The sequence below is a fragment of the Streptomyces asiaticus genome (assembly GCF_018138715.1).
In the GTDB taxonomy this organism is placed as follows: Bacteria; Actinomycetota; Actinomycetes; order Streptomycetales; family Streptomycetaceae; genus Streptomyces; species Streptomyces asiaticus.
In genome coordinates this window covers 1-12,832 of the sequence record NZ_JAGSHX010000001.1, presented here as the reverse complement: position 1 = coordinate 12,832, position 12,832 = coordinate 1, and the positions used below count along the sequence as shown (strand labels likewise).

Here is a 12,832-nt window from a genome sequence, read left to right as displayed (position 1 = left end):
GGCGCCCCACCGGCCCCAGAAGCCCCCGGCAGGCCCAGGCGCCCCACCGGACCCAGGCGCCCCGCCGCGCTCAGGTGTCCCAGACGCGGCGTACCTGCTCGAAGCGGGTGGGCAGCGGAGGGCGGCGACCGGCGTACCGGGCGTTCGTACGGTGGACGAACCGGCGCCAGGAGAGCACCAGGCCCTGCCGGGTGATGGGCAGCCCGGCGACCACGGTCACCCCGTTGTCATGGGTGTGGTGCACCGTCAGCAGCAGCGCTTCCGGCACCGACCCCTCCAGCTCGGCGCAGAGCTCCTGACGCACCCGCAGCCAGCGGCGCAGCACCAGCACGGTGCCGCGGTCCAGGCCGTGCCGGCGCGGGACGCGGTGTTTGCCGTGCTCGATGGTCACCCATCCGGAGTCCAGGTCCAGCGCCGACACGGTGCAGCGCAGCAGCCCGCCGTACCGGGCGCCGCTGGCCCGCGCCAGGCCCACCACCACGGCGAGCCGTACGGTCTCCGGCTTCGCGCCGTCCTCCATCGCCTCCACCGACAGCCGGCGCCAGATCCACTCCGCCTCCGCCGTCGTGACCACCGGCCGCGGATAGCGGTCCCGCGCCGTGTCCTTCGCCGTGCGCGCCGCCACGTCCACCCCCCTGGGAGCCTCCCGATCGAGTCGCTTGGCACACTATTTCTCCCCCCGATGTCCTCGTCAAGGGACGCACGGCGGTACGGTCGTCCGTGTGCGCCTTCTGCTGATGTCCGACACCCATCTGCCCCGGCGCGCCAAGGCGCTCCCCGGGGAGCTGCTGGAGCGGCTGCCGGACGCCGATGTGGTGATCCACGCGGGCGACTGGGTCGACCTCGCCACCCTCGATCTGCTCGAGGAGCGCTCGCGGCGGCTGATCGGGGTGTACGGCAACAACGACGGGCCCGAGCTGCGGGCGCGGCTGCCCGAGGTGGCCCGGGCCGAGCTGGCGGGGGTGCGGCTGGGCGTGGTGCACGAGACCGGCCAGTCGAAGGGGCGGGAGCGGCGCTGCGCCGAGCGGTTCCCCGACCTCGATGTGCTGGTGTTCGGCCACAGCCACATCCCGTGGGACACCACGGCCGAGGGGCGGCTGCGGCTGCTCAACCCCGGCTCTCCCACCGACCGGCGCCGGCAGCCGTACTGTACGTATCTGACGGCCGCGATCGAGGCCGGGCGGCTGACCGCCGTGGAGCTGCACCGGCTGCCGCCCCGCCGCTGACCGATCGCCGCTCCCCGGGCGTATCGCCGAGCCGCCCGGCACCGCGTGCGCGGCACGCGCCGGGGAGTCGCGCGACACCACCGCGGCGGGGTTCGGGGGTCCTGCCCGGGGATGCCGCTCCGGCGCTGACGGGCGTCCGGATTGAACCCGGCACCCCGGTGGAATAAAGAGTACTTAAGGTGCATATCGGATATCGGCTCGGCGATCCGCGCCGAGCCCGACCACACGAGGGCGCCATGTCTTATTCCCCCTACGAGAACGGCCCGGAGCACGCACCGGAGAACGCCTCCGCCCCCGCCCCGCACTCGCTCAGGTCCGCGGCGCACGTACTCCTCGCCCATGACGTCGGCCTGCTGGTCATCCGGCTCGGCGTCGGGCTGATCGTCGCGGCGCGCGGCGCACAGCACCTCTTCGGCTGGTGGGGCGGCCTGGGCATCGACAAGACGGCGGTGGCGTTCGCGCAGTTCGGCTATCCGGCGCCCAAGGCCATGGCCGTGATCGCCGGGATCGCCGAGACCTTCGGGGGCCTCGGCCTCGCCGTGGGGCTGCTCACCCCGCTCGCCGGTGCGGCCGTCGCGGGCACGATGGCCAACGCGGTGGCCGCCTCCACACCGCTCGGCTATTTCGGCGGCTTCGAGTTTCCGCTGCTCGTGGGCGTCGGCGCGGCCGGGCTCGCACTGTCCGGCGCCGGCCGGATCTCCCTCGACGCGTTCCTCCCGGTCCTGCGGTCGCAGCGGCTGATCTACGGCATCGCCCTGCTGGTGCTGGCGGCGATCCTGGCGACGGTGACGATCCTGCTCAGCAAGAACTGACAGCCCTCCGGCGGTCAGGTGAACGCGCGGGGCCGGTTCCCCGTATGGCTCTGTGTGCGTCCTGCCCACTGGGACGCGCGTCGCCCGCACAGGCCGATACCGAGACCGGAGGCCCCGTTCCATGAATGACCGGTTCATCCCTCCCATCCAGGCGCTGCCGGATGGCGACGCCGAAGTCCGCCTGGTGCTCCATCTGCCCTGGGACGTGGTCGCCGCCCTGGGCCAGGAGGCCGGCCGGCTGGCGGCCCAGACACAGCGGCCGGTGAGCCTCGACGAGGCGGTCAGCCACCGCCTGCGCCACGGGACGGCCCAGACCATAGGCGTCCACGCCAAACCCGAGCGGGAGCGGAACCAGCCCACGCCCACCGCGTCCCACACCTCACCCCCGCTGGCGGCCCGCTCCCCCGGTGAGCAGGCCCGGCAGGCGATCGAGAAGATCAACGGCGGCTCGGCGCATCCGCACAACGGCGCCGCGAACGGCTCCGCCGAGTCCACGGGCCCGCAGCACACCACCAGCGCACCTGATCCGGCCCCGCCCGATGCCCGGGGCATCCTGGAACGCCCGACGCGTGCCACCGGAACGGTGAACGGCACCGCGACGGAGATGCCGAGATAACACCGGGTCCCGGTGTCGGGAAACGGCTGGAAAGGCCGCGGACACGAGGATGCCGTCCCCATCCGGACGGCGCCCTCGTATGCGCGGGGCCCTTCACAGACACGTACGAACGAGCCACTCGTCGGAGTCGTACGCGTCTCTCGCCGAATCCGGTGCCGTAGCGGGCCTTTCCTCGACCATGTCCTCCGCACGAACGCGCTCCGGCAGCGTGCCGAACCTGGCACGCCGCCTGGCCTCGGCGGCATCGGCGGGCCTGGGCTCTCCGGGTGTCATGTCATCCTCCTCAGCATCGTTCGACGTCCTCAGCATCGGCGACGTCCTCAGCATCGGTCGACGTCGAGGACGGCCTCGGCGAACGCCTCGGGCGCTTCCTGCGGCACGTTGTGGCCGATGCCCTCGAGCGTTCGGTGGTCATAGGGGCCGGTGAACTTGGACCGGTACGCCGCGCCGTCACCGGCCGGGGTGAAGGGATCCAGCTCACCGTCGAGGGTGATCGTGGGCACCGCGATGTCGGGCGCGGCCGCCAGGCGCGCCTCGAGCCCGTCATAGCGGGGGTCGCCCTTGGCCAGGCCGAGCCGCCAGCGGTAGTTGTGCACCACGATGGGGACGTAGTCGGGGTTGCCGAACGCCGCCGCCGTGCGATCGAAGGTGGCGTCGTCGAAGTTCCACGTCGGGGAGACATTGCGCCAGATGAGCTTCGCGAAATCGTGTCGGTACGTCTCGAAGCCCACCGCACCACGTTCGGTCGCGAAGTAGTACTGGTACCACCATGCCCACTCGGCCGACGGCGGCAGCGGCTGCTTGTTCTTCTCCCGGCTGGTGATCAGGTAACCGGTCACGGAGACCAGGGCCTTGCACCGCTCCGGCCAGAGTGCGGCGATGATGCCGGCGGTCCGGGAGCCCCAGTCGAAGCCTCCGAACACGGCCTTCTCGATCTTCAAGGCGTTCAGCAGGGCGATGATGTCGAGGGCGATCACCGATTGCTGCGCGTTGCGGAAGGTCTTGGGCGAGCGGAAGCTCGTGGTGCCGTGGCCGCGCAGATGGGGGACGATGACCCGGTGGCCCCGGGCCGCCAGCAGGGGCGCGACCTCCGCGTAGCTGTGGATGTCGTACGGCCATCCGTGCAGGAGGACGACGGCCGGTCCATGGGCCGGGCCGGCCTCGGCGTAGCCGATGGTGAGCTCGCCGGCCTCGACCCGCTTCAGCGCCGGGAAGGAGCCGCCGCCGGGGTGCGACGTCGGCGCCGTGGCCGCCCTGTCGGCGCCGCCCGGCCCGGATGACGACGAGGCCGCTGCCGACGAGGGGTGGCTCAGGCCGGTCAGTGATACGGCGGCCGTTCCCGCCGCCCCCGCGCCGATGGCCTTGCCGAAGGTACGCCTGTCGATCATCTGTGAACCTGAACCGTTTCTGTCCGTCTCGGCAGAGCGGGCATCGCGCCCGACTGAGTGCTCCGAGCAGCCATCGTGGTGCTCCGGCGCCTTCGGGACCTCGGTGTCCGTCCGCAGACATCCTGCGGGTTTCCCGCAGCCGCCGCTTGAGGAGCTCGCCCGATCGCTCCACCGCCGCCCTGGGGCGCTGACCCGCCGGACTCGCCGAGTACCTTTACTCCCGTGCCTGCCGACCGCGCTGAACAGGGAGTGGATGCCGTGTCGCGCCTCAGCGTGGTGATCGCCGACGATCATCCTGTGGTCCGTGCGGGCATGCGCGTGCTGTTGTCGCAGGACGATTCCCTGGAAGTCGTCGCCGAGAGCTCCACGGTCCCGGAGACCGTGGAGACCGTGACCGAGCACCGACCGTCCGTGCTGATCCTGGATCTCACCATGGCCGGTCAATCCAGCCTGCCCTCGATACCCGACCTGCTCGCGGCGTCCCCCGGCACCCGGATTCTGATCCTCACGATGCAGGAGGATCCCGCGTTCGCCCGCGCGGCCCTGCGGATCGGGGCGGCCGGATATCTGCTCAAGGAAGCGGCGGCGGAAGAACTGGTCGGTGCGGCACGCCAGGTCGCGAAGGGAGCCACCTACCTCCAGCCCGCCATGGGCGCCCGGCTGGCCATCGCGGACACCGGCGCTCCCGGCACCGGTGGCGAGGCCTCTTTGACAGCGCGCGAGCTTCAGATTCTCTCACTGCTCGCCCTGGGCCACACCAACCAGGAGATCGCGCGACGTCTCCACGTTTCCGTTCGGACGGTGGAGACGCACCGCGCCAGGATTCGGGACAAGCTCAAGACCGAGACCCGGGCGGAGCTCATCGCCGCGGCTCGCGAGCGCGGACTGCTGGGATGAACGGCTCGCCACGGGCCAAGGCCGGCCCGATCACCGAGGCCGCCGGTGCGGCGCTGCTCGTCCTCGCCTTCGCGATCGAGGTCCTCCAGCAGCAGCCTCGCTGGGTGATGCGGCTCTCCCTCGGTGCGGCCGTCGTCCTCATCATCGCGGCGGCGCTGAACACCGCCGTCCGGCGGGCGTGGCTGGCGGCCCTGTGCGGGCTCGCCCTCATCCTCGCGGTGTCACAACTGGTCCGCATGACCAAGGAGCCGCTTTTCAACGGCTTGAACATCGTGCCTCTCCTGCTGATCGGCTGCGCCGCCATGCTGGGCCGCGGCGCGGTGGCGCGCCGCCGTAGTCTCGCCCGGGAGCGGGCGCAGGCCCGCAGCGACGGGGAGGAACGAGAACGGCGGCGCTGGGCACGTGAGTTGCACGACGAGACGCTTCAAGAACTGGTCGCCGTCCAGATCGTGCTGTCCACCGCCGCCGTCAGTGGCGAGCCCGCCGCCATGAAGGACGCCATCGACCAGGCGCGCGGCCTGATCACGAACCAGATCACCTCACTACGGCACCTGATCGTGGAAATGCGGCCCTTCGCCCTCGACCAGCTCGGCCTCGCGCCCGCCCTCGAGACGCTGTGCCGGCGCACCGGGGAGACCTTCGGGCTGGAGGCGGAACTGCGCGTCGGAGCGGAGTGGAGCCGGCTCGGGGACGAACTGTCGCCAGAGGCCCAGGCCCATGTCTACCGCATCGTGCAGGAAGCGGTGAACAACGCGGTCAAGCACGCCGAGGCGAGCCGTCTTCTCGTGCAACTCGACAGCGACGATCACGCGATCACCGTGGCGGTGCGGGACAACGGCCGCGGAATGGCCCATCGGCCTTCCACCCCGGTCAACCGATCCGCGCCCCGCACGGTGGTCTCCACGGGCACCGGACTGTCGGCCATGCGCGAGCGCGGCCACCTGCTGAACGGACACCTCACCGTGGGTTCCACCCCCGGTGAGGGAACCCACGTCTCCCTCCTGATACCCCGCCACGCCAAGCGACGCCCCAGGGCCACGTAGCTCTCCACCACCGCCAACGTCTACGTCAGCCAATACCGCCGCTGTCCCACCGGCGTTCGACCTCCTCCGACAGGAAGGCGGTCAGGCGCCGCACCCCCTCCTCGATCCGTTCGGGATCGAGGTAGCTGCATGAGAGCCGAAGTTGGTGATCACCTGCTTGATCCAGGTAGAACTGCCGCATCGGAGTCCACAGCACGCCGTATTTGGCCGCGGACACCTCCAGCAGAGCGGTATCCACGGGGACGGGCAGATGTATGCGGACGAAGAACCCACCGCAAGGGCGGTTCCAGCGGATTCCGGGGTGCGATCCGTCTCCCAGATGCCGGTCCAATGCGTCGACCAGGCAGGTCAGGTTCCGTTGGTAGATCTCGGACTTGCGACGGCTCAACTCGATCACGGAGCCTCCGTGCTCCAGCAACATCCCGCCGATCACGGCCTGGCACAGCGGGGATGTGTTCACGGTGACCATGCTCTTCACGGCGGCCAACTCGTCCGCCAGCAGCGTGCCGCCAGAAGACGAGCCGATCGGCTGATCAGCGATCACATAGCCGACTCTGGCTCCCGGGAAGGCAACCTTGGCAAAGGTACCGATATGAATCACACTGCGAGCGGTGTCAAGCGCTTTGAGCGGAGGCAGTTCGGCTCCGGCTGCCGCCGTGAACCCGTAAGCGTTGTCCTCTATGACGAGGAAGCCCTCGCGCTCCGCAAGGTCGAGAAGTTTCCGACGACCGCCAAGCGACATATGTGCCGCGCCGGGATTGGAGAAGTCCGGTGCCACGTACAGCGCACGAACCGGCCGGCCGTTTTCCCGAGAGGAACGGCACGTCCGCTCCAAACCGTCGAGATCGATCCCGGCGTCCGTCTCGTCGACCGGAATCACATCGATGTCCAGGAGCCGGGCTGCCCCGATGATGCCCACGAAGCACGGATTGGCCACCGCGAGCACGCCCTCGGCCGAGCGGAACAGCGCACGCAGCACGAGCAGCATCGCTTCCTGGGCACCGACGGTCATGACGAGCGTGTTCTCGGGGGCGTCGATCCCGTGGTCCCGGCGCAAGGCATCAGCGACAATGCCGTTGATGATGCCCCGGCTCGGCCCGTACTCGAGAAGCAGTCGGCGTGCCTGCTCCGGGCTCCGTCCGGTTTGGACGAGATAATCGATGAATCTGTCAACGTACCGTTCGGTGTCGATATCCTCGAACGTGTCCGGATGCGGCGCGCCGGGCGCGAAGGATATCGCTTCCGGATAGCGGCTCATCACCTCGTTCAGAAATCCGATCGAACCGAGGACCGGATCCCGCAACGAGCTGTGCAACGAGGAGGAATGCAGTCTCATCCGCCTGACGTCCTCCTACCCGCGAGATTGTGAGCGCTGCCAGCGTCGTTCCCACCCTGGCCAACGCATCGTCACTCTACGCGCTCGCCGTCCTGCCGTGAAGATCCATCAGCTGAACCGCGGCACCATGCGTCTGCCCGGTGCCCGCCTGATCACTCGGTCACAGGCCCAGGATCGTCGCCACCAGTGCGCTGCGGCTGCGGACGCCGGTCTTCGCGAAGACGCTCTTCAGGTGGTCCTGCACGGTCGCCACGGTGATGTGCAGTTCGGTGGCAATGGCCCGCGACGGCAGTCCGGCGACGACCCGCGCCAGCACGTCCCGCTCGCGTGGGGTGAGTCCGTACGCGAGCAGCAACACCTCGGCCACATCGGTGGCCGGCGCCGGGTTCATCGTCACGGCCACGGACGCCGGGTGCGGGCCTCCGTCCTACCACGTCACAGCTGTGTTCAGAGAGGAGACCGTTCCGCCATGCCGACTGTGAGGACATGAGCCCCCGCCTCGCACAAGACCCTGGACGCCGTCTCCGTCCACTGTCAGATGCGGCACCTGCGGTGAACCGCTGTCCGGACCCACCCGGTCCGGCAGGTCCCTTCCCCGGGCACGCTACTGTTCCAACGCCTGCCGACAGCGCGCCTATCGGTCGAGGCAGAAGGCGGGCGGCATGGACACCGCGCTGGGCGGTGGGCCGCTGACCCAGCTGAGCAGCCTCGTGGGCCGCACCGACGAGCTGGTGGAGCCGGCCCGGCTGCTGGACGGCGTACGACTGCTGACACTGACCGGCCCCGCCGGGGTCGGCAAGAGCCGGCTGGCGCGAACTGGTCGGTCAGGAGCTCCGCAGAAAACGCCGCGACGTATCGGTGGTGCGGCTCGGCACCTGCACCGAGCCCGACGAGATCCGGCGGCAGGTGCTGGCCGCGCTCGGCGAGCCGCCCGGCGCCACGCCGCCCTCCGTCGCCGCCGCCTCCGACACCACATCCGACGGCCCCGAGAGCACCGGCCGGGACCAGCTCCTCCTGCTCGACGACTGCGAACACGTGCTGGACGGCTGCGGGAAGCCGCTGACCGAGTTGCTCCCGGCCCGGCCACGGCTGCGGGTGCTGGCCACCAACCGCGAGTCGCTCCAACTCCCCGGTGAGACCGTCTTCTCGGTGGCCGGTCTGGCCCTGCCCGACACCGGGTCCGATGCCGGGTCCGATGCCGAGTCCGACACCGTGCTCAACGCGTGCCTGCGCTCCGACGCGGTCACCCTCTTCGTGGACCGGACCCGCGTTGTCGTGCCCGGCTTCCAGCTCACCCACGACAACGCGGTCCACGTGGGCGGGATCTGCGCCCGGCTGGACGGGCTGCCCCTCCCCATCGAGATGGCCGCCCGGCTGATCCGGGTCTTCCCACCGGCCGAGATCGTGACCCGGCTCGAGGACCGGCTCGCCCTGCTGACCAGCGGCCGGCGGCTCGCCGACGACCGCCACCAGAGCCTGCGTGCCTCCCTGGAGTGGAGCTACGCCCTGCTGAACCCGCAGGAACAGGCGCTGCTGCGCAGGCTGTCGGTGCTGTCCGGCGACTTCGGCCCGGACGCCGCCGCGGCGGTCGCCTCCGACCTGCCCGCCCCGGCCACCGCGATACCGCGGCTCCTCATCGGCCTGGAAGCCAAATCCGTCATCACTGCGCTCACCGACACCAGCGGCCCCACCCGCTTCCGGCTCCTGGAGTCCATACGCTGCTTCGGACACGACAGGCTCATCGCCGAGGACGAGGAAACCGAAGCGTACGAACGGCTGGTCAGCTGGCTGACCGCGATGTGCCTGCCACTGCATGCTGAGGCCGTGGTCCCCTCCGCCACGCTGGAACCGCCGGCGAAAGAGCGCACCCACCTGACGCATGCGCTGCACCGTCTCCACACCGGTACGGACGAACGCCAACTGCTGCTGGCCGGCGCGCTCGCCGCGGTCGAGACGGCCGACGGGCGGACCGCCGGCACCGCCGGCCTGGTGGCACAGGCCCGCGACCGCGCCGCGCCGGACTCGGACTACCGCCCCGTCGCCCCGGCGGCGGCCGCCTCACTGGCGGCCCGGAACGCCGACGACGACTCCGCACTCCGCTACATCGACGAGGCGGTGGAACTGGAACACGGCCGGGACCACCCGCAACTGCTCGCCCGGCCGCGTCTGCTACGCGGCACCATCCAGCACCCGCGGGACGAGCGAAACGCCTCTCTCGCCGATCTTCAGGAGGCGCTGGCGCCGCTGCTCCGGCGGAGGAGGGCGCACGGGCACTCAGCTCGCTCGCCCGGATCATCACGCATCGCGACCGCTGAGCGGTATGCCATCACCCCGGCCGGCGCAGGCCGGGTGCGGTGCTCACCGCACGCTGCCCCGTGCCGCGCGCCGCCGCTCGCGTTCCTGCCAACGCCTTTCGACCTTGGCCAGAACGTCCGGGGCGTAGGTGCGTTCGGCCTGTACGACGGCGAACTCGGCGAGGTAGGCGCGGTACAGGTCGAGAGGTTCCTCGGCGACGGTGAGCATGTGGCGGTTGGCTGAGACGGCGGGCGCGCGGAGCGCTTCGACAGCCCTGTCGACGGCGCCGTCCATATCCTCGGCAGGCACCACGGTGTCGCACACATAACGGGCCTCCGGTTCGGTCGCGGCGATCCGGCGTCCGCCGAGCACCACCTGACGGGCCAGCCGGGCTCCGGTGAGCCGGGTGAGCCGGAGGTTGCCGAGCCCGGGCACGATGCCCTCCTCGGCGGCGGGCAGGCTGAGGTAGGCGTTCTCCTCGGCGATGACGTGGTCGAGGACCAGCAGGAGTTGCATACCGCCCCCGATGGCGAAGGTGTCGACGGCGCCGATCCATGGCTTGCCCACACTCCGTTCGCGCCCGTCACCAGGCGACGGGGCGGTGAGCAGACCGCGAAGCATCTTGTTGACGTAGCCGAGCTCGCGGCCGAGGAGGAACTCGACGAAGGAGATCCGCCCGTCGCGCAGGTCGGTCAGGTTGACTCCGGCGCTGAAGACACGGCGTCCCCGGTACTTGGGATGGTCGACGGTGCCGCCGCGCAGCACACCGACCTTGATCACGTCGTCGAGCAGGACGAGGTCGACGGCGGTTTCCAAGTCGGCGATCAGCCGGTCGTCCTCCGCGTTCAGCCGGGCGGCGTTGCGGAACTCGATATGACCGGCGACACCCCGGCGTTCGAGGTACACGGTGTCCAGCTCGATCCGGCCCTCGGTGCGGAAGCCATCGAGGAGCGTGCGGGCGCGTGGGGTGGGTCTGAGCATCGTCTCGACGAGGTGCCGGCCGGCGGTGTGCGAGCGCAGCACCGCGCCGCAGAAAATGCCCTGGTCGATCTCCCGGCCCTCCTTCTCCGCCTGGACGAAGCGGCGCTCGGCCGCCATCTGGGCACGGGTCGGCACCAGGCCCGGGAACCGGTCGGCGGCCTCGTACACGAGGTCCGCCAGGCGTACGGAACGGGTCAGCCCGTCGGTGAGCACCCCGTAGACGGTCTCGGTGTGCCGGGCGAGGAAGGCCCGGCGGGCCCGGCGGGCGCGCACGTGGACCGCGACGGCGCGGTCCCGGTCGTGGGGGGCCCGGTCGGGAACGGGCGGCAGCGCCGCGAGCCGCCGCTCGGTGCCGCCGATGTACTCGGCCAGGCGGCGGACGTCTGCCTCGATGCCGCCGGTCGGCTCGGGTACGGGATCGAGGGAGCCGCCGCCGGGCGCACCGGCGCTCATCCGGCCGCTTCGACGTGGCCCGCCGCCGTCCCGGCCGGGGTGCCGGGTCCACTGTTCCGCAGGCGGCGCAGCTCGCGGTCGCAGGCGGCGAGATGCGCGCCGAGGGCGTCCTGGTACTCGGCGGACGCGGCCTCCGTCAGCAACCGGCGGCGGATCCCGGCCTCACGGCCGGAGAGCCGTCCGCGCAGCACGGCCGCGTGACGGACGGCTTCGGTCACATCGTTGCTGACCTCGTCGACGATTCCGAGTTCGACGGCGTCGGGGAGGGGGATGTCGGAGTCCCACAGCACAATGCGACGGGCACGGGCCGGACCGATGTGCTGGACGAGTCGGTAGAGGGCCATACCGGGCCAGAACTGCCCATCGTTGACCGGCAGCAGCAGCTTCAGGTCGGGGGTGCCGATCCGGTAGGCGGCGGCCAGCAGCACGTCGAGGACGGGGCCGCCACATGTGCCCTGGGCCACGGTGATGGTGATGTTGTCGAGGCGTTCCAGGCGACGGATGGTCCGTTCCCAGCGGTTGACCTCATGGATGGAGACATCGCCGGGCCATTCGCGGGCCCCGGGCGGTGGCGGCGCGAACCGGAGGATGACGACCGTCCGTTCGCTCTGTTCCTCCGCCTCCTCACACACGGCGTTCACCGCCGCGGTCAGCTCGGGCAGCGGGCTGCCGCCGTCCAGCCGGGCCAGGATGCCCAGGCCGTCGGGCAGCGGGGTCCGGTCGGGCTCGGTCTTCATGTCGGCAAACCTTCCTTCCGTCACCAGCCCACCAGGGCCGTCTCGATGGTCGACCCGGGCCCCATCGTCATCAGCACCCCGAGGTCACCGGGTACCGCGACCCTCTCGTCACGCAGCCGCTTGTAGGAGAACAGGAACGAGCCGCTGGAGAGGTTGCCGTGGTCGCGCAGGACCCCGGTGGTGTGCCGCACGTCGTACCGGGACAGTCCGAGGTTCACACGGACCGAGTCGATGACCTTCTTGCCGCCGGAGTGCACCACCCAGTGGGCGATGTCGCCGATGCGCAGTCCGGTGCCCTCCAGGAGCCGGGCCACGGCCGTCTCCGCGTTGGCCCCGACGACGTAGGGGACCTCGGGGTCGAGGTAGAAGCTGAACTTGCCGTGCCCGTCGTCCCAGTCGTAGCGCATCGCGTCGACCGCCTCGGGGATGATGTGGCTGGTGAACCTCAGCAGAGCCGACTCCGGCGGGGGCTCCTGTGGAGTGGCGCGGACCGCGACAGCCGCCGCGCCGTCGCCGAACAGGCTGTTGACCACGGAGGAGCGCATGGTGCCGTCGAAGACGTAGGCGGCGGAGCAGACCTCGACGCACACCATCAGGGCGAGCTCGCCGGGGTGGCCGGCGGCCCAGCCGACGACGGCGTTGAGGGCGTTCAGCCCGGCGTTACAGCCCATGCCGACGACGTCCAGGCGCTGGCAGGACTGTTCGATGCCCAGGTCCTTGATGAGCAGCGCGGAGAATCCGGGGGTGAGCAATCCGGTGGAGGTGACGCAGCACAGGTATCGGACGTCGCCGAGCGCGGCGCCCGCGTCCTTCAGGCAGTGTCCGACGGCCTCCCGGCCCATCTTCAGCCCGCTCGCGGTGTGTTTGCTCAGCAGGTCGCCCTGGGACTCGACGGCGGGGAGCCCGTCGGGGCCGGTCGGGGGCAGGGTGAGGTTGCGGCGTTCGATGGCACCGCCGAGGAAGACGGAGCGGATCCGCCGGTCGGTGATACCGAAGGTGTCGAGGATTTCCCTTTGCGTGTAGGAGGCCGGCGGCACGGCGGTGCCGA

13 protein-coding genes are annotated in these 12,832 nt (G+C 70.8%); 5 read left to right on the top strand and 8 right to left on the bottom strand.

Annotated features, from left to right (window positions below; all coding sequences use genetic code 11):
- Window positions 1-70: 70 nt before the first annotated feature.
- On the bottom strand, window positions 71-625 hold the full coding sequence (locus KHP12_RS00065) for a tyrosine-type recombinase/integrase (protein ID WP_241787879.1): 555 nt from the start codon (window positions 623-625) through the stop codon (window positions 71-73).
- Between the two features lie 97 nt (window positions 626-722).
- Between KHP12_RS00065 and KHP12_RS00060 the strand changes: the two genes are divergently transcribed.
- The 3 genes from KHP12_RS00060 (at window position 723) to KHP12_RS00050 (ending at window position 2,654) form a co-directional block, all read left to right on the top strand.
- Entirely contained in the window at window positions 723-1,226 is a 504-nt protein-coding gene (locus KHP12_RS00060) for a metallophosphoesterase family protein (protein WP_086882451.1), read from the top strand.
- Between the two features lie 236 nt (window positions 1,227-1,462).
- Complete coding sequence (locus tag KHP12_RS00055; protein ID WP_086882452.1) at window positions 1,463-2,038, top strand: DoxX family protein; 576 nt, start codon at window positions 1,463-1,465, stop codon at window positions 2,036-2,038.
- Between the two features lie 121 nt (window positions 2,039-2,159).
- A complete protein-coding gene (locus KHP12_RS00050) occupies window positions 2,160-2,654 on the top strand; it encodes a hypothetical protein (RefSeq protein WP_086882453.1) in 495 nt (164 codons plus the stop codon).
- 93 nt (window positions 2,655-2,747) lie between these two features.
- On the opposite strand, the gene KHP12_RS00045 is transcribed toward KHP12_RS00050, so the two are convergent.
- Together KHP12_RS00045 and KHP12_RS00040 are read right to left on the bottom strand one after the other, a co-directional pair.
- The gene (locus tag KHP12_RS00045; protein ID WP_037957436.1) at window positions 2,748-2,927 is read right to left on the bottom strand and encodes a hypothetical protein; all 180 of its coding nucleotides are present in this window, start codon (window positions 2,925-2,927) and stop codon (window positions 2,748-2,750) included.
- Between the two features lie 47 nt (window positions 2,928-2,974).
- Window positions 2,975-4,042: an alpha/beta fold hydrolase gene (locus KHP12_RS00040; RefSeq protein ID WP_211831199.1), complete on the bottom strand. Its 1,068-nt coding sequence runs from the start codon at window positions 4,040-4,042 to the stop codon at window positions 2,975-2,977.
- A gap of 222 nt (window positions 4,043-4,264) precedes the next feature.
- Between KHP12_RS00040 and KHP12_RS52690 the strand changes: the two genes are divergently transcribed.
- Together KHP12_RS52690 and KHP12_RS00030 are read left to right on the top strand one after the other, a co-directional pair.
- Window positions 4,265-4,939, top strand: coding sequence for a response regulator (locus KHP12_RS52690; protein WP_308016716.1), 675 nt, complete (start codon window positions 4,265-4,267; stop codon window positions 4,937-4,939).
- Window positions 4,936-5,982 carry a sensor histidine kinase gene (locus KHP12_RS00030; protein ID WP_086882456.1) on the top strand — a complete coding sequence of 349 codons (1,047 nt, stop codon included), beginning with the start codon at window positions 4,936-4,938 and terminating at the stop codon, window positions 5,980-5,982. Before KHP12_RS52690 ends, KHP12_RS00030 begins: the two co-directional genes overlap by 4 nt.
- A 25-nt stretch (window positions 5,983-6,007) precedes the next feature.
- Here the strand turns inward: KHP12_RS00030 and KHP12_RS00025 are convergent, their stop codons facing one another.
- From KHP12_RS00025 to dpgA, 5 genes are all read right to left on the bottom strand, one after another.
- Entirely contained in the window at window positions 6,008-7,318 is a 1,311-nt protein-coding gene (locus tag KHP12_RS00025) for an aminotransferase-like domain-containing protein (protein ID WP_086882457.1), read from the bottom strand.
- Window positions 7,319-7,478: 160 nt separating this feature from the next.
- Entirely contained in the window at window positions 7,479-7,721 is a 243-nt protein-coding gene (locus KHP12_RS00020; protein WP_208653041.1) for a helix-turn-helix domain-containing protein, read from the bottom strand.
- A 1,955-nt stretch (window positions 7,722-9,676) separates the two neighbouring features.
- A complete protein-coding gene (gene dpgC, locus KHP12_RS00015; protein ID WP_086882458.1) occupies window positions 9,677-11,047 on the bottom strand; it encodes a (3,5-dihydroxyphenyl)acetyl-CoA 1,2-dioxygenase DpgC in 1,371 nt (456 codons plus the stop codon).
- Window positions 11,044-11,784, bottom strand: coding sequence for an enoyl-CoA-hydratase DpgB (dpgB, locus tag KHP12_RS00010; RefSeq protein WP_208653042.1), 741 nt, complete (start codon window positions 11,782-11,784; stop codon window positions 11,044-11,046). The genes dpgC and dpgB overlap by 4 nt, the downstream gene beginning before the upstream one ends.
- A 20-nt stretch (window positions 11,785-11,804) precedes the next feature.
- Window positions 11,805-12,832: 3,5-dihydroxyphenylacetyl-CoA synthase DpgA (gene dpgA / locus KHP12_RS00005; RefSeq protein WP_246648385.1), on the bottom strand; the 1,028-nt coding region annotated here is incomplete at its 5' end.